Consider the following 17,658-nt stretch of genomic DNA (forward strand, 5'->3'; position numbering starts at 1 on the left):
ATTATTTCAATACAATTAATTCGACAAATTGCAACTATATATATACTAATATTCTATAATATAGCGGGCTTAATTGTAAAGGTTTTGTAAAATAATGAATAAGTTATCAAGAATGGAAATGCAATTTCGATTATAGTAATTGATAGTTGTCTGATAAAAGACAAGCTTTGTTCAAGTTTGTGACTATTTGTCACATTTAATTCATGATAAGAATAAACATTCAATAAAGTATCTAAATATACAATTGAAGGGAGTGTTATGATTTAATTTTTCAGATAGCTTTGTATGTTTATTTCTATAAAAACAAAAGTTATAGACTTTAGTATAAAAACATTGAAAAACTTAACTAAAGTCAGTAACTATTTGTATACATAGGGGGAAATTTAGCAATGAAAAAAATTTTTTCAGGAATTTTAAGCCTGTTGCTGTTATCCTATACTGCGGTTCAAGGTACTATAGTTCAGGCAGCGGGCGCTTCAGTTGCACCAATTCCTAGCGAAGTAACTATTACAAATAATGTAGGAAAAGCAGACACTATATATGTTACTGGTGTAACTGGTGGTGATATTGTAACCATTTATAATGCTTCAAGTGGTGGAAAAGTACTAGGTAAAAAAACTGTATCTAATCAAAAGACAGATGTAACAATATCTATATCACAGCTTGGAAGTTCTGAAGGAAGTGTTTATATAACAGTTACTTCAGCTAAAATGACAGAAAGTAGTAGAACAGAGATTAGTTATCCTGCAGAGGGTCAATCTGAGTCACCTTTAGCGGATAACATAAAAATTACAAATAATTCAGGAAAATCAGATACCATTTATGTTTCTGGTCTTGCTCCTCGTGATGTTGTAAGGATATATACTTCAGCAACTGGTGGAAAATTACTGTGTTCTTCAACAATAGGCTCTAATAAAACAGATGCAACTATGTCTATCTCTCAACTAGGGATAAACGCTGGAAGTGTATATGCTGCAGTTACAACACAAGGAATGCATGAAAGTGATAGAGTACAAATTGATTTTCCAGGAGAAGGTCAGTCTGAAGCTCCATCCTCAAATAATATAAATATTACAAATAATTCAGGAAAGTCAGATACTATATATGTGTCTGGTCTCGCTGCTGGTGATAAAGTTAATGTATATAATGCAGCTACTGGCGGAAAATTACTGTGTTCTTCAACAGTAGGTTCACAAAAGACTGAAATATCATTAACTATATCACAAATCGGAACTGCTGCTGGTAATGTTTATGTTTCTGTGAAAAGCCCAGGATTATTAGAAAGCACTAGAACTGAAGTAGGTTTTTCTGCAGAAGGTCAATCCGATATAATACAAGCAGATAATGTAACAGTTACTAACAATTCTGGTAAATCTGATACAATACACGTTACTGGCCTTACCCAAGGAGATAAAGTAAATGTGTATAATGCTTCCACTGGTGGAAAATTGCTTGGATCAGCAGTGGCATCATCAGATTCCAGCGCAACAGTTAGCATAGGACAACTCGGAACTGCAGCAGGAAATGTTTACATTTCTATTACTACTCCTGGAATGCTTGAAAGCTCTAGGAAAAAAGTAAGTTATTCTGCAGAATCTCAGTCTAACTCAGTAGATACTGAGAATATAGTAGTTACTAATAACGCAGGAAAAGCAGATACTATATATGTATCTCAGTTAAATGCTGGTGACTTAGTAAAAGTATATGATAGTGCTAGTGGTGGTAATTTACTTGCATCTGCAACAGTACCGGATAGTGCTACAGATGTAACTATATCAGTACCTCAGCTTGGATCTGCAGCTGGAAGTGTTTATGTTTCTATAACTGGCAAAGGTAAGCTAGAAAGTAGTAGAGCACAAGTTGATTATTCTTCTGAGTCTAAGTCTGATTCATTAGATGCAAATAATGTATCTATTACTAATAGATCAGGAAGTGCAGACACTGTTAGTGTAAGTGGCCTTTCTCAAAATGATGTTATAAAAGTATATGATTTAGCTAAAGGCGGAAATCTGCTTGCATCTGCTACAGTAGCCTCAGGTGAAACAAATGCAACAATATCTATTGCACAGCTTGGAACAACGGCTGGTAGTGTTTATGTCTCTCGAACTAGTTTAAATAAAGCTGAAAGTGATAGAATAAAAATTGATTATTTAGCCGAAGCGAAATCCAGTGATCCTAAAGCAGAAAACATAATCGTTACTAATAATGCTGGAATGAATGACACTGTACAAATAAATGGACTTTCTGCCAATGATGTAGTAAAAGTCTATGATTCCCCTCAAGGCGGCATTGTACTTGGCTCTGCAACTGTGGACAATTATCAAACAGAAGCAACAGTCTCAATTCCACAGCTTGGAAATGATGCAGGAAGTGTATATATTTCTGTAACTAGTACTAATAAAGGTGAAAGCGGCAGGACTCAAGTAGGATTTTCTGCAGAGTCTAAATCCAAATCGCCAGTAACTAGTAAAATATCTATTATAAATAACGCAGGAATGGCTAGCACAGTAACAGTCTCTGGAGTTACCGGAAATGATGTAGTAAAGGTATATGACTCTGCTCAAGGTGGTACCTTACTTGGTTCTGGAACTGTAGGAACATATGATACAGAAGCGACAATATCTGTTACACAACTTGGTTCTGAAGCAGGTAATGTGTTTGTTTCTATTACTAGTAAAGGAAAGCTTGAAAGCGATAGAGTTCAAGCAGCGTATTCTGCAAAGCTTGTAAGCAGCGCACCTAATGCCGCAAATATAATTGTTGAAAACAATGCAGGTATAAAAGATACTGTAAAACTTGCAGGTCTTCAATCAAATGACATAGTAAAAGTATACGATAGTGCACAAGGTGGTAATTTATTAGGTTCTGCTACAGTGTCCGGTGACAGTATGGAAGCAATCGTGTCCATAACACAGCTTGGTGTTAGTTCTGGAACTATCTATGTATCTTTAACAAGTACAGGAAAAACAGAAAGCAGCCGAACTGCAGTACAATATAATGCTGAATCTCAATCTAATGATTTATCTATAGGTGATATAACTATAGAAAATAATTCTGGAACATCCGACATTATTACTGTTACAGGCGTAGCTACTAACGATGTAGTTAAAGTTTATAGTTCTGAAGTAGGCGGAAGTTTACTTGGAACTGCAACAGTATCCAGTGGTAATTCTCAAGCTATTGTTACTATATCACAGCTTGGAACTAATGCTGGAAGCGTATATATTTCCGTAATAAGATCTGGAAAAACAGAAAGTAATAGGGTTAAAGCGGATTACCTTGCAGAGTCATCAGCACCTGTTATAGGAAATATATTTATTACAAACAATGCTGTAATCTCAGATACAGTGACAGTTAAGAACTTAACAGCTAATGATGTTGTTAAAGTTTATGATGCTGCACAAGGTGGTAATTTACTAGGTTATGCTGTTGTTTCCGCTAACAGTAATGAAGTTACTGTTACAATTTCACAGTTAACTACCGCTTCAGGAAGTGTGTATGTTTCCGTTACAAATTTCGGAAAGTGTGAAAGTAAAAGAACAAAAGCTGATTATATAGCTGAGCAAACATCAGCTGCTCTTTATCCAGGAAACGTTAGTATTGTGAATAATGCAGTTGGTACATCTGATGTAATAACAGTAAATAATCTATCATCAAATGATTTAATAAAGGTTTATGATGCTGCTACTGGAGGAAACCTAATTGGTACCGCAGTAGTTTCATCTAATGATACACAAGCAACTATTACTATATCTCAACTTAGTACAAGTGCTGGAAGTGTGTACATCACAGTTACAAGTCTTGGTAAGATTGAAAGCAGTAGAACTAAAATTGATTATACTGCTGAAAATTAAAAATTTAAGTTTACTTTAGTAATACTTATTTAAAAATGACAAAAACCTTGTTTAGTATAAGCTTTGCTCAACTAAACAGGGTTTTTATCTATTAACACCCTATTGAGTATTTAATTTTTTACTAAGTCAAAGACAGCTCTAACTTCTCCTATCTCTTCTCTTATATTGTTCAAGTTTTTGCCAACTCTATACTTTTGTAGAGCTATACTTTCATTTTCCTCCAAAACTCCTAAGTCCTCTAGGCATTTTATAACTGTTGGCCACACCGCCCTATAATTGCCGTCCTCTACTTTTATTGCTATTCCAAGGTCTCTGTCTTTTACACCAATACAGTATACTGCCTCAGCTCCTAGCTTCCCTATAAGTTTACCCTTAGTATTTTTTATAAGTTCAGTACAGAAGCCATTTGTACCAGAAATCATTTCTGGAGCTTTATTCATGGCTCTGAACACTCTGTCACAAGCATCCTTATATTCCTTTGATAAAGAATTTGCATTTGCCAACTTCGCAAAACCCAAGGCCATATTATATAAAGGCATACCATATACTGGTACAGTACACCCATCTATTCCTAAGTAAATTTCATCTTTATTTATTTCGCAAATTTTTGCGACAATACTCTTTAGCTCTCTTTGAATTGAGTGGTTTTCTATATTATAATTATTAATGCTGTATCCTTTATGAATACATACTGCAAGCATTCCTGAATGTTTTCCAGAGCAATCTGTATGCGTAGGCTTCAGTTTAACATGGTTCCATATAAGTTCTTTTGCATATTTAGGACTTAAAGATAATGTAGCTCCGCATAGTAAATTGTCAACTGAAAGCCCTATCTTATTTAATATTCCTTCTACTACTTTTCTATGAAAATCCTCTCCATAATGTGATGCGCACATTATGGCAAGCTCTTCCTCTGTAAAATTAAACCTATCTGCCGCTCCACTTAAGATTACATTTAATGTTTGAATAGGCTTAGCTGCTGAACGCATAAAACTAACTTTGTAGGGATTCCCAACGTGATATAATAGTTGTCCTTTACTGTCAACTACAGCTATATAACCTCTATGAATACTTTCAACCAAAGGCCCTCTGGTAACGTTTACAAGAACTTCTGACATACTAACCCTCCTTTTGGGTACACATTCTCTTAATTACAGCCAAACTCCACCTGATGCCAATAATTCTGTTTATATAATTATAATATTAAGTATTTCAGTATATTCTCCTATAAAATTAAAAGCTCAGTAATTTATAAACATTTCCTATTTTAGAATATTTAATGCCTGTTTTATATATTAATGTATAGATATTATTAATTTTTGATGATAAATTATCAAAAGTAATTTGGAGGTGTTTCTAATATATTCTATAAATTTTAATGGAAAACAGATAACATTCTCTAGTACTAACAATGCCTTTCATACTTATTGGCCTCATGATGAAAATATAAAGGAGAAGAATATTGAATTTAATAGGCTCTGTTCTGAAGCTTATAGAAATTCTGAAAAAATAATAATACAAGAAACTGATTATGGATTTAATGAAGAATTGATTATGTATAATAGCTATCTTTTCTGCTTTATTTCTAGTAATTCTCATAAGATATTGTTTAATTATATATACGCCAATGATTTATTTTTAAATAATACTTTCCCTAACCTAACCAAATATCAGATATCTAAAATTCATGATATCTCACCAGAGGAAGTTATAGGCGATGTTAAAATTACTCTTTATAATGGTACTAGTATTGTTTATAATGTAATTCCAAGCTTTGATGCCTTTTTAAGCTATTCTTCTATAAACAGTACAATACTGCATAACAGTTCAGCAGAAAAACTTCTCTTTAGAGATTTTTTATACGACCTGACTGTCTCTAAAATTAATGTTTCCTCAATAGACTCTAATTTAGGCTTAACTATAGCTTTGAAGGATTCTCCGCATTTATTTAACTATTTATATTTTGATAATCTTATGATAATTACTAACTATCAAAAGAACATTTCATATAGTTAAATGTTTCATATATAATTAAAATAATTTTAAATAAAAGAGCATTCCTCTATAAATAAGAATGCTCTTTTTATTATCAATCGAAATATCTTTTGCTGCTCTTTTTCAATTCTTTTAAACTATATAAGACCTTATAATCTTGGATTTTTATACTCTTTGCTATTTGCCCTATGACATTTTCACAATAATCAGTGCTTTCTCCGTGAATCATTGTAAAAAGATTGTAAGGCCACCCATCAAAAGTTGGCCGCTGATAGCAATGGGTTACTTCTTTGAATAGACATATTGTTTTAGCGGTTTCTTCAATTTTATTTTTAGGTATTACCCATACTACCATTGCATTATATTTAAATCCTGCTTGCCTATGATATAGTATTCCCCCTACCCTTCTAAGAATGCCTCTATCTTGAAGATCCTTGACTTTATCTAATACCTCTTTTTCTGTAATACCAACTTCTTCTGCTATTTTTTTGTATGGTTCTTTTACTAAAGGAATGTCTCCAGAAAGCTTGCTAATAATAGTCTTCTCTATTGAATTAAACATCTTTTACCCCCCATTGATATGAAAAGTAGCTCTAATTTTAAAAAGTTTAACCGAAGGCAAATTAATTATTCTATTAATTTCTGCTTTAGATTTTATATCCCTTATAACTTCATCTATCTTTTCTTTTGACTGCGCTATTATTGTAAACCACATATTATAATGGTGATTTCTGATATAATTATGTGTCACTTCCTCATATTTATTAATTATTTTTGATACATCTTCAATTCTTTTTTCTGGAACACTAATTGCACATAAAGTACTTACATATCCCAATTTCTTCGAATCAAAAATGCCCCCTATTCTTCTTATGAAGGTTTCTCTTTTTAACTTTTCTAGCCTATTTATAACCTCTTCTTCTGTAATTCCAAGTTTTTCACCTATAGTTAGAAATGGTCTTGACTCCACAGGTAGGCCATTCTGAACTAAATTAAGCAGCTTTTTATCTATATTATCCATGTAACACCTCTATTGAATTTTTACATTTTCTTCATTATTAGAGTATTTGCATATAGAGTCTCCAGCCATATAGTTGCCATCACTATAGTAAGCAGCCCTTGCCCTACATCCTCCACAAGAATTTTTATATTTGCAATTTCCACAGCTGCCGCCATAATTAAGTGTTCTAAGCTCATTAAAAATCTCACTATTTTTCCATATGTCACTAAAAGGAACTTCTCTTACATTGCCTGCTACTTTATTCAAATAGGCACAAGGCTGTACATCTCCTTTAGGGCTTATGATACAATAACTTGTTCCTGCCAGACACCCTTTGCTGAATCTTGTTTCTACACCTAGTTCTTTTGCTATTCTAACAAATTGCGGTGCACAAGTAGGTTTTATTTCTATATTAACTTCTTTCTTTTTAGACATAATGATTTTTAATAACTCTTCATATTCCTCTTTATTAAGAGATTCATCTGCAATATTTTCACCTCTGCCAGTGGGAACTAAAAAAAATGGATAATGGGCAACTCCACCCATAGCAACAGTAAAATCTATTATATTTGTAACCTCATCTTTATTCCAATCCATAACTGTAGTATGAATTTGAAAAGGTAATCCTATATCCCTGCAGTTTTTCATTCCATACAGTGCATCTCTCCATGCGTTTTTATACCTTCTAAATTTATCATGCTTGTTTCCATTTAAGCTATCTAGACTTATTCCTACAGCTTTTAATCCACATTCCTTTAACTTTGATGCTACTTCTTTAGTAATAAGCGTACCATTTGTACCTATAACTGGCCTTAAGTTTAATTCATTAGCATAGGCTATAAGTTCAAATATATCTTCTCTAACCAGTGGTTCTCCACCAGAAAAAATCATTATTTTAAAGCCTGCCTTAGAAATCTCTCTTATGAGTGATTTCCCTTCTTCTGTTGTAAGTTCACCATTATTTTTTTCTCCTGCATCTCTATAACAATGATCACAATACATATTGCATTTATTTGTAATATTCCAAGACATTATCATTTTGTTCATTCCCCCTAATCACCTTAAAACGAAGTAAAGTGTTTCCTGTCAATTATAATCCTATTTCTTTATCACTTAAGTAACAAGCGGGATCCGACTCCCAAAAGTCTCCACTTACAGCTTCTGCTCTAGCTCTAAAATTTCCATTACATATTGATAGCCATTTACAGCTGCTGCATCTACCTTTTAATAAAGTTTTCCTATTCCTTAATCCTTGAATTATAGGATGTGAATTATTTTTCCATAGGTCACTAAATTTACTATCTCTTATGTTACCGAAAGTATGCTGCCATGTAAATTGATCTGGGTGAACATCACCCCTATAATCCACATTTCCAAAGGCCATGCCAGATCTATTGCCTCCATTCATACTTATTAAGTTCAAGACCTTAGATGCTAATTCAGGATGTTTTTTTTGTGCTTGTAAATATATATATACTGCGTCTGCATGATTATCTACAGTTAAAATTTCATATTCTTTTCCAAGTTCAATTGTTTTTTCAATTATTAAATCCATAGCGTCTCTTGTTTCTTCCTTTGTTATATCATCCTTTATCATTTCACTTCCTCTTCCAGAATAGACAAGATGATAAAAACACACTCTCGGTATTTTTTCTTCTTTAATAAGCCTAAAAATATCCTCAAGTTGGTCATAATTATGACGATTTATAGTAAATCTAAGTCCTACCTTTTGACCTATTTCCAAGCAGTTTCTTATTCCACTTAAAGCCTTATCAAAGCTTCCTTTAGTTCTTCTAAAATCATCATGCCTGGATCCAATTCCATCTAAACTAACTCCAACATATCCTACATTTAGACTTTTTAAACTTTTACAGACATCTTTATCAAGTAATGTGCCATTTGTAGAAATAGTACTTCTTATATTCTTTTTATTTGAATGTTCTATTAACTCAAAGATATCGCTTCGAATTAATGGCTCACCACCAGAAAAAAGTATAACTGGTACTTTAAAATTACCTAAATCTTCAATAAAATACTTAGCTTCCTCAGTGCTTAATTCTCCATCATGCTTATTGCAATCTGAATCTGCGTAGCAATGTAAACATTTTAAGTTGCAAGCCTTTGTACAATTCCATACAACTACCGGACCTCTACCTGGACTTACTCCATATTTTTCATCTGAAGCACCTTTAATATAACGAAGTTTGTCTCCAAAATTTTCAGAATCACATAACAGTTTTGTAACACTAATCATATTTAATTTTTATTGAGATAATTTATTAAGTTAAACTATCTTCAATATAATCTCCTTTCTGTGCGAATGCTTTCTACATTATACATTTTATTAGTAATTTTACACTTAAATACTAAAAAACAAAAGAAGTATTTAAAATATACTATTACCATTGGATAAATGGTAAATTATGAGTTATAATAAACTGGAATAAAGTGAAACTTAAGTTATATATAGAGGTACTAGGTCGAAAGTTAACTTTCTAGTTAGTTTCTTTATATATATATATTAAATCAAGAGGTGAAGAAATGTTAAATAGTGACTTGCTAAAAGGATCTAATCTAAGACTGACATCCTTAAAAGAAGAGGACTTAAATACCTTTGAAAATTGGTACAATGATGTAAAGTTTTTAAGACATTACGATATGATTGCAGCATTTCCTAAGTCACAACCACAACTTTTAGAAATGCTTCAAGATATAAGAAATTCTAATGATAGATATATATTTGCAGTAAGAACAATAGAAGAGAATAAATTTATAGGCGTTACTGGTTTTGAAAATATACTATGGAATAATGGAGTTGCTATTATTTATATAGGTATAGGAGATAATAGCTTTAGAGGAAGAGGTTTCGGAAAAGAATCCTTGCTACTTACTATGGAATTTGGATTTCAAGAACTGAATTTACATAGAATTCAGCTTAATGTTTTATCCTATAATGACCCGGCTATAAAACTTTATGAAAGCTTAGGTTTTAAAAGAGAAGGTGTTTATAGAGAGTTCATTCATAGAGATGGTAAAAGATATGACATGTATCTTTATGGAATTCTTCGCAGCGAATGGGAAAATAGAAATTTATAGGGCTCAAGGCCCTATAAATTATTTGTTTTCATCTAATTTAAAACAATATCTCCTGCCCTCTCTCATGTATCTCTACAATATCTGAGGAGCGGTTAGTCATCTTTTCTTTAAAGCTTTTTGTTATTTCTGGGTTATCACCAAAGTGCATTGGTATAAAAAGTTTTGGTTTTACCCTTTCGATTAAGTACTCTCCTCCAAGGTAGTAGTATTCTTCTAACCTATGATCTACAGGAAAAAATGCTATGTCTATCTTTTCATTAGATAACTTTTCTACTTCTTTCTTAAAGGCTTTTTCCATAGCTGAATTTTCTTCATCACTATCTTCTTTCCAATGCCACCAATTTAGATCTCCGGCATGGAATATGGAAATTCCATCTACCTTTACTAAGAAGGATATTCCTATATCTGTAGATCCATATGCCTTTATCTCTATGTCATCAACCTCTATATTTTCACCTTCTGATATATAGATAACTTCAGGAAAATCATCATTTTTTTCTATATCAGTACTTAAAATGTATTTTATGCTAGGATTTATTTCTTTCCATGAAAATATAATTGGGTTAAAGTGATCAAAATGCGAGTGAGAAACAAACACCATGACGTTTTTTTCTGTTTGTAGTGCTTCTCTGCAAATCACACCATGCTGCAAAGTTCTTTTTTCAACATCATCATTAAAGTAATCAAAGATTAAAATATTAGATTTTGTTTCTATTATAAATCCATCATGATATAAATAGTGTATTTTTGCTTTATTCAAATTTAACTTCACCTCAAGATCATTTATACTACATTTTTATTTGGTAAAATTTCTGTCCAATAGCCGTCTGGATCAGCTATAAAGTAAAGTCCCATCCCCTTATTTTCGTAGCATATACAACCCATCTTTTTGTGGTGCTCATATGCTTTATCAAAGTCATCTGTTGTTACAGCCATATGTATTTCGTTATCTCCTAAATTATATGGCTCTTTTCTATCTGTAAGATATGTAAGTTCTAATGTATGACTACTGCCTGCATCCTTTAAAAATACTAAAGTAAAGCTTCCATCTGGGGCATGATATCTTCTAACCTCTTCAAAGCCTAATGCCTCTTTATAGAAGTTTACACTCTTTTCAAGATCTAGCACATTGATATTATTATGTTCAAATTTAAATTTCATTTTTAACACCTCTTATTATTAATAAATTTAGCCAGTTTTATTAAATATCTAAAATGATATCTTTTAATTTTCTCTTTGGTACGTGGTGAACAGCTTTTTCATCTCTCCAATACTTAATATCTCCTGATGGCTGTAGCTCTTCTAGTACTACCTCTTCCTTTGGTTTACCGAGTGCAATTACCATAAGAATTTCATAATTATCATTAATATTAAGATCCTTTGCCAATCCAACTCTATCAATGCTGCCAAACATACAACCGCCTAATCCTTTTTCAACAGCTCCTAGGAGTATGCTTTGTGCAGCTATACCATGATCCCACCAACAATTTTTACTTATGTTCAAATCTTTAAGCACTATTACATATGCACTAGGCTTTTCTCCTTCCTCCGGACCATCCCAATCCTTTAGATATCCAGCCCATCTAAGGTGCTTAAATATTTTTTCATTCTTTACATTGTCATTAGATAAAATATATTTTAATGGCTGCATATTTGTTCCAGATGAAGATACTCTAGCAAGATCAATTAATTCTCTTAAGCTCTCCATACTTATATTATGTTCCCCATAAAACCTTCTATAAGTTCTGTTTTTCAAAACTAGTTCTCTAATCAACTTTTACACACCCCTTGCAGTACCTTAGTTAAAACCACAACTAATAGTACAAAATTATTATTAGAATTTTTATTGTAAAATATATTCTATATAACCATTATAGTTTTATATAAAAACTCTATTCAAGAAAGCACTTTTTTGTACTTAGGTTTCCTGTAGGTTACTATAATTAATTTATTTGCTATTTTCAAGGTAGTCAATTAATGCTTGAAATGCCATGACATATCCCAAGAATCCAAAGCCACAAATTTGCCCAACGCAAGCAGCAGCTGTAACAGATTTATGTCTAAATTCTTCTCTCCTATGTATATTGCTTAAATGCACCTCAACAGAAGGAATATTTACGGATTTTAAAGCATCATAAATAGCTATACTATAGTGAGTGTATGCTCCTGGATTAATTACTATACCATCGTACTTTTTATTATATGCCCTTTGTATATGGTTTATTATTTCTCCTTCGATGTTACTTTGAACTATATCTAGTTCAAATTTTAATTCCTTGGACCTTTCTTCCAGAAGGTTGCAGAGATCTTCATAGTTTTTATCTCCATATATACCTTTTTCTCTTATACCAAGAAAGTTTAAGTTAGGCCCATTGATAACTAATATCTTCACTGTACTTTCTCCTTTTAGTTTAATATTTTAATTATTTTTTGTATAATTTCATCAATACTACTGTCATTTATAATTTGAAAATCACAACACTCTTTATATATATTGTATCTTTCTTTAAATAAATCGTAAATTTTATCTACACCTTGTTTTAAAAGAGGTCTTTTAGAGGTTTCTATGTTTTTTTTAATATCTTCTACTGGTCTGTCTATAAAAACTACTATTCCATTTTTCTTTAGCAGTTCTATATTCTCTAGGTTTTTTATTACTCCTCCACCTGTAGATATTATAACTTGATTTTTCTCCCCTAATTTTCTGGCAGCTTCATTTTCTAATTGTCTAAAATATTCTTCACCTTTTTCAAAAATTTTAGAAATTGTTTTTCCAGATTGTTTTTCTATATACCAATCCATATCAATAAATTCGACTTTAAGTCTCTTAGCTAAAACCTTGCCTATTGTTGTTTTTCCACAGCCTGGCATACCTATTAAAATAATATTTTTATTTAGCTTATTCATTATTTTCACCTATCATAAGCTGTAGTTTTTCATATATTTTATCTACAACATTATTACTTATCTCTATTCCATGCCAAATTTCCTGAGCAGCAGCTGCTTGAGCAATTAACATATATAGTCCATTTATTGTTTTTAAATTTAACTCTCTTGCCTCAGATAAAAATTTTGTTTCTAGAGGGTTGTATATTATATCAACAGCTACTGAAAATTCTTTTAAAATATCTTTCCTTACCGGGCTATTCTCTACATTAGGGTACATACCGCATGGAGTACAATTTATAATTAAATCCTTATTTTCTAGCTCATGTAATTGCTCATAGGATATTACTTTAAAATCTCCTAGATTGTTGACCTTTTGAGGCTCTCTACTTACATATATAAGTTCCCCAATATTATTATCTATTAAATACTGAACTACCGCCTTAGATGCACCGCCAGTACCTAATATTACTGCACTTTTATTTGTAATATCTATTGCTGCTTTTTTTAATGTTTCACCAAAGCCATAATAATCTGTGTTATATCCAATTAACTTTCCATTTTTAAAATCTACTGTATTTACAGCTCCTATTCTTTCAGCCTCAGGAGATATCTCATCAAGATACTTAATTATCTCTACTTTATATGGTATGGTAACAGTTACTCCTCTAGCTTCAAGAGCCTTAAGTCCTTCTACTGCTTTTTCTAAATTTTCTTTTTTAATTTCAAATAAATTATATACCGCTTTTGGGTTTATATTTTCAAAAATCATGTTATGAATTTGTGGAGAAAAGCTGTGTCCTAATTTTTCTCCTATAAGTCCGTAAATGTTACTCATTATTCTTTTGCACCTCACCTTACATTTCTTCTATACTCATAATAATATATTACAAAAATTTTACTACATAATAAAGAAAAAATCTAAAATATAAAAATAACATAGAGTTTCACAAAGAAACCCTACGTTATCTTTATCTTCTCATATGTTTTAATATAATTATTACAAGTATCAAATCAGAGTTAGGCTCTAATCCTAAAATATTGCAATACCTACAGCAGTCAAAATATCTATATATACAGTGTCTGCATCCTTTCCTACGCCCCATGTAATTCACCCCTTATACTTTTAGTTTATATACCATAAATAAAATTGTGATTAAAACTATAGCAAATTTATCTGTTCTTGCAAAAAAATACTTGCACCTTACCTTACGTCATGTGTTAAAATAGTCTAAGTAGAGGTGGTAAAATGTCCGAAAAGGAAAATACTTTATTTACTACAGGTGAATTTGCCAAAAAAGCTGGAGTTACTTTAAGGACTTTAAGATATTATGACAAAATAGGTTTATTAAAGCCTAACTGTCACAACGATCTAGGTCATAGGTTATACAGCAAGCAGGACTTTGGAAGACTTCAAAAAATCTTAACATTAAAGTTCATAGGACTCTCTTTAGATGATATTGCCAATATAATGAAACATGACATAAATGACCAAGACTTTAAAAAATCTTTAGAAATACAAAAGTCCATAATGGAAGAAAAAATACAGCATATACAAATGGTCATAAAGTCAATAGATGAAACTGTCCATATGCTGGATAAGAGCAATGTATTAAACTGGGATAAATTTATAAACATAATTAATGTAATAAACATAGATAAAAAGTGGTCTGAACAATACGAAAATGCTTCAAACTTAAAGGCAAGAATAAGAATTCATGAGCTTTTCAGTACTAATAAAGAAGGCTGGATGAATTGGTTTTTTAATCAAATGCAAGTTCCAGAAAATGCACATATATTAGAACTGGGCTGTGGTGACGGTAGCCTTTGGGAGAAAAATTTTAATGATATCCCTATAAGCTGGAATATTACATTAACGGACTTTTCCAATGGAATGCTTAAAGATGCTAAAAAAAATTTAGATACTAAATCTCAAAGATTTAAATTTCAAATTGTAGATGCACAAAACATTCCCTTTGAAAACTGTAGTTTCGATGTTGTAATAGCAAATCATATGTTGTATCATGTACCAGACAGAGAAAAGGCATTTTCTGAAATACAGAGAGTTTTAAAACCAAATGGATATTTTTACGCTTCCACTGTTGGTAAAAACCACATGAAAGAGATGAGAGAAATTGTCTCAAGATTTAATTCTGAAAGCATAACTACAAAAAGTTGGGACTCTACTGAAAGTTTTCAGCTAGAAAATGGTTTGGGTCAGGTTTCAAAATGGTTTAAAGAGGTAAAACTAAATAGATATAATGATAGTTTAGTAGTTACTCACCCAACTCCCCTTATTGATTATATATTTTCTATGCCTGGGAACACAAAAGAAATATTTACTGATGAAAAACTTCAGCAGCTTATAGATTTTTTGCAAAAAGAAATCAAAGAAACTGGAGGAATATATATTACTAAAGACACAGGTTTTTTTAAAGGAAGAAAATAATAAAAGTTTAATAAGGTAAAAATGAAAGGATTGATTATAATGAATAAAAAAATACCATTTTCACCACCAGATATAACTCAAGCAGAAATTGATGCAGTTGTTGAGGTTTTAAAATCAGGCTGGATTACTTCCGGACCTAAAACTGCTGAATTTGAAACAAAATTAGCAGAATATCTAGAAACTAACAAGGCTGTTGCATTAAACAGTGCTACTGCAGGTTTAGAGCTTGTATTAAAAGTTTTTGATATAAAAGAAGGAGATGAAGTTATAACTACTCCTTATACTTATACTGCTACTGCTAGCGTTTCCTTGCATAGAGGTATCAAGCCAATATTTGTAGATGTTGAAAAGGATAGTTTCATAATAGATATAGAGAAAATAGCAGATGCTATTACTCCTAAAACAAAAGCAATTTATACTGTTGATTTTGCTGGAATACCAGTAGACTATGATGCAGTTCGTGCAATGTTAAAGAAAAAGAATCGTGAAGATATAATTTTTGTATCTGATTCATCCCATTCCTTCGGTGCAAAATATAAAGGAAAAAGAGTCGGAGGTCAAGCGGATTTCCACATATTCTCTTTCCATGCAGTAAAGAACTTTACTACTGCTGAAGGTGGAGCTATAAGCTTTGGTGATAATAACTTTAAAGGCAGAGAAGATTTATATAAAGAATTTAAATTAGCATCTTTACATGGCCAATCAAAGGATGCTCTTTCAAAGATGAAAGCTGGAGCTTGGCAATATGATATAGTAACAGATGGTTACAAATGCAATCTTACAGATATAGCTTCTTCTATTGGCTTAGTACAATTAACAAGATATGAAGATATGCTTGTAAAGCGTAAAGCAATATTTGATATTTATTCTAAACACTTAGGTGAAAAGGATTGGGCTATACTACCTTTCGAAAGAGAAGGCGAAACTGTAACTTCTTATCACTTATATCCTTTACGTATTAAAGGCTTTAATGAAGAACAAAGAGCTGAGGTTATAAAAACATTAGCTGATATGGATATAGCTACTAATGTTCACTTTATTCCTCTGCCAATGTTCACTCTTTATAAAAACCTTGGCTATAAGATAGAAGATTATCCAAATGCTTATGCACAATATGCAAATGAAATTTCTGTACCACTTTACTCACTTCTTACATTAGAAGATGCTGAGTATGTAGTTAAGGAACTTATTAAAGCAGTTGAAAAAGTTATGGCAAAATAAATTAAGCGAGGTACGTAAATATGAAAGTTAATTTTTATACATCTCAAAGAGAATATAATGAAAAAAAAGCAGAATTTGATAAGGCAATATTTGACGTTATAGAAAAAGGTAGTTTTATATTAGGACCTACTGTTACAAATTTTGAAGAGGAAATAAAAAAGTATACTGGAGCTAAGCACGCAATCGGTGTAGCTTCTGGTACAGATGCTTTGGTAATAGCTTCACACATTTTAGGCTTTACTTCTGGTAAAGAAGTTATTACTTCACCATTTACATTCTTAGCATCAACTTCTTGTATAGCAAAACATAATGCAAAACCAGTTTTTGTAGACATTGATGAGGAAACTTTTGAAATAGATACAACTAAAATAGAAGAAAAAATAAACTCAAATACAGCAGGAATTATACCAATTCACCTATTCTCTCAAATGAATAACATGGATAGAATAATGGAAATATCCACTAAGCATAATATAAGAGTTTTAGAAGATGCTGCTGAAGCTTTTGGTATGAGATGGAATGGCAAACACTCTGGTACTATTGGTGATATGGGTATATTCTCATTCTTCCCAACAAAAACACTAGGCGGTTATGGTGACGGTGGTATGATAGTTACTAACGATGATAACTTAGCTCAAATGACTAAGATGTTCAGAGTTCATGGAGCTTCTAAAAAATATCACTATGACTATATAGGATATAACTCCAGACTTGATTCAATTCAAGCTGCTGTACTTTCAGTTAAATTAAAATACATAGACGAAGCTATTAAAAAGAGAGAAACTATTGCTAACTGGTATATGGATAAGTTATCAGACTGCGAGTATGTAAGATTCCCTAAGATTAAAGGACCTCAAAGTCCAGTATACTATGTATTTAATATACTAGCAGAAAAAAGAGATGAACTTGCTAATTTCCTAAAGGAAAACGAAATAGGTTACAGCATTTACTACCCAATACCTCTTCATATGCAAAAATGCTTCAGCTATCTAGGACATAAGAAAGGTGATTTCCCTGTATCAGAAAAGATTTCAGAGGAAATTCTAGCTCTTCCAATCTACCCAGAGATAACTGAGGAAGAAGTAGATTTTGTATGTGAGACTATAAAGAAATTCTATAAAAAATAATACGACGTATTATTTTTTATAGGACAGAGG

The 17,658-nt window shown here is 31.7% G+C and carries 18 protein-coding genes; 6 read left to right on the forward strand and 12 right to left on the reverse strand.

Features of this window, described 5'->3' with window-relative positions; translation table 11 throughout:
• Positions 1-389 precede the first annotated feature (389 nt).
• Positions 390-3,854, forward strand: a complete 3,465-nt coding sequence (locus I6U51_RS07865) for a beta strand repeat-containing protein (protein WP_211142124.1) — start codon at positions 390-392, stop codon at positions 3,852-3,854.
• Between the two features lie 110 nt (positions 3,855-3,964).
• On the opposite strand, the gene I6U51_RS07870 is transcribed toward I6U51_RS07865, so the two are convergent.
• Complete coding sequence (locus I6U51_RS07870; protein ID WP_211142125.1) at positions 3,965-4,972, reverse strand: asparaginase; 1,008 nt, start codon at positions 4,970-4,972, stop codon at positions 3,965-3,967.
• 232 nt (positions 4,973-5,204) lie between these two features.
• Between I6U51_RS07870 and I6U51_RS07875 the strand changes: the two genes are divergently transcribed.
• Positions 5,205-5,870 carry a hypothetical protein gene (locus tag I6U51_RS07875; protein WP_211142126.1) on the forward strand — a complete coding sequence of 222 codons (666 nt, stop codon included), beginning with the start codon at positions 5,205-5,207 and terminating at the stop codon, positions 5,868-5,870.
• Between the two features lie 73 nt (positions 5,871-5,943).
• On the opposite strand, the gene ahbB is transcribed toward I6U51_RS07875, so the two are convergent.
• Genes ahbB through nirJ1 form a run of 4 tightly spaced genes read right to left on the reverse strand, consistent with a single transcriptional unit; the run spans position 5,944 to position 9,103 of the window.
• Entirely contained in the window at positions 5,944-6,411 is a 468-nt protein-coding gene (gene ahbB, locus I6U51_RS07880; protein ID WP_211142127.1) for a siroheme decarboxylase subunit beta, read from the reverse strand.
• Positions 6,412-6,414: 3 nt separating this feature from the next.
• Positions 6,415-6,870 (reverse strand): siroheme decarboxylase subunit alpha, encoded by a 456-nt coding sequence (ahbA, locus tag I6U51_RS07885; protein WP_211142128.1) that lies wholly within the window; start codon positions 6,868-6,870, stop codon positions 6,415-6,417.
• 9 nt (positions 6,871-6,879) lie between these two features.
• Positions 6,880-7,887: a putative heme d1 biosynthesis radical SAM protein NirJ2 gene (gene nirJ2, locus I6U51_RS07890; protein ID WP_211142196.1), complete on the reverse strand. Its 1,008-nt coding sequence runs from the start codon at positions 7,885-7,887 to the stop codon at positions 6,880-6,882.
• A gap of 52 nt (positions 7,888-7,939) precedes the next feature.
• The gene (nirJ1, locus tag I6U51_RS07895; protein WP_211142129.1) at positions 7,940-9,103 is read right to left on the reverse strand and encodes a putative heme d1 biosynthesis radical SAM protein NirJ1; all 1,164 of its coding nucleotides are present in this window, start codon (positions 9,101-9,103) and stop codon (positions 7,940-7,942) included.
• A 287-nt stretch (positions 9,104-9,390) separates the two neighbouring features.
• Here nirJ1 and I6U51_RS07900 point away from each other — a divergent pair, with 287 nt between their 5' ends.
• Positions 9,391-9,945 (forward strand): GNAT family N-acetyltransferase, encoded by a 555-nt coding sequence (locus tag I6U51_RS07900; protein ID WP_211142130.1) that lies wholly within the window; start codon positions 9,391-9,393, stop codon positions 9,943-9,945.
• Between the two features lie 37 nt (positions 9,946-9,982).
• Here the strand turns inward: I6U51_RS07900 and I6U51_RS07905 are convergent, their stop codons facing one another.
• From I6U51_RS07905 to I6U51_RS25065, 7 genes are all read right to left on the reverse strand, one after another.
• The gene (locus I6U51_RS07905) at positions 9,983-10,705 is read right to left on the reverse strand and encodes an MBL fold metallo-hydrolase (protein ID WP_246517158.1); all 723 of its coding nucleotides are present in this window, start codon (positions 10,703-10,705) and stop codon (positions 9,983-9,985) included.
• A gap of 23 nt (positions 10,706-10,728) precedes the next feature.
• Positions 10,729-11,106, reverse strand: a complete 378-nt coding sequence (locus I6U51_RS07910) for a VOC family protein (RefSeq protein ID WP_211142132.1) — start codon at positions 11,104-11,106, stop codon at positions 10,729-10,731.
• 40 nt (positions 11,107-11,146) lie between these two features.
• Positions 11,147-11,719 (reverse strand): nitroreductase family protein, encoded by a 573-nt coding sequence (locus I6U51_RS07915; RefSeq protein ID WP_211142133.1) that lies wholly within the window; start codon positions 11,717-11,719, stop codon positions 11,147-11,149.
• 174 nt (positions 11,720-11,893) lie between these two features.
• Positions 11,894-12,337 carry a type II 3-dehydroquinate dehydratase gene (gene aroQ / locus I6U51_RS07920; protein ID WP_211142134.1) on the reverse strand — a complete coding sequence of 148 codons (444 nt, stop codon included), beginning with the start codon at positions 12,335-12,337 and terminating at the stop codon, positions 11,894-11,896.
• Between the two features lie 14 nt (positions 12,338-12,351).
• On the reverse strand, positions 12,352-12,852 hold the full coding sequence (locus I6U51_RS07925) for a shikimate kinase (protein WP_211142135.1): 501 nt from the start codon (positions 12,850-12,852) through the stop codon (positions 12,352-12,354).
• Positions 12,845-13,669: a shikimate dehydrogenase gene (gene aroE, locus I6U51_RS07930; protein ID WP_211142136.1), complete on the reverse strand. Its 825-nt coding sequence runs from the start codon at positions 13,667-13,669 to the stop codon at positions 12,845-12,847. Before aroE ends, I6U51_RS07925 begins: the two co-directional genes overlap by 8 nt.
• Before the next feature lie 133 nt (positions 13,670-13,802).
• Positions 13,803-13,937, reverse strand: coding sequence for a hypothetical protein (locus tag I6U51_RS25065; RefSeq protein ID WP_281395940.1), 135 nt, complete (start codon positions 13,935-13,937; stop codon positions 13,803-13,805).
• Positions 13,938-14,080: 143 nt separating this feature from the next.
• Here I6U51_RS25065 and I6U51_RS07935 point away from each other — a divergent pair, with 143 nt between their 5' ends.
• The 3 genes from I6U51_RS07935 to I6U51_RS07945 are packed head-to-tail and all read left to right on the forward strand — an operon-like array spanning position 14,081 to position 17,628.
• Positions 14,081-15,280 (forward strand): MerR family transcriptional regulator, encoded by a 1,200-nt coding sequence (locus I6U51_RS07935; RefSeq protein WP_211142137.1) that lies wholly within the window; start codon positions 14,081-14,083, stop codon positions 15,278-15,280.
• 39 nt (positions 15,281-15,319) lie between these two features.
• Positions 15,320-16,501 (forward strand): DegT/DnrJ/EryC1/StrS family aminotransferase, encoded by a 1,182-nt coding sequence (locus tag I6U51_RS07940; protein WP_211142138.1) that lies wholly within the window; start codon positions 15,320-15,322, stop codon positions 16,499-16,501.
• 20 nt (positions 16,502-16,521) lie between these two features.
• The gene (locus tag I6U51_RS07945; protein WP_211142139.1) at positions 16,522-17,628 is read left to right on the forward strand and encodes a DegT/DnrJ/EryC1/StrS family aminotransferase; all 1,107 of its coding nucleotides are present in this window, start codon (positions 16,522-16,524) and stop codon (positions 17,626-17,628) included.
• Positions 17,629-17,658: the final 30 nt, after the last annotated feature.

The organism is Clostridium aciditolerans, assembly GCF_016316925.1.
Taxonomy (GTDB): domain Bacteria; phylum Bacillota; class Clostridia; order Clostridiales; family Clostridiaceae; genus Clostridium_AM; species Clostridium_AM aciditolerans.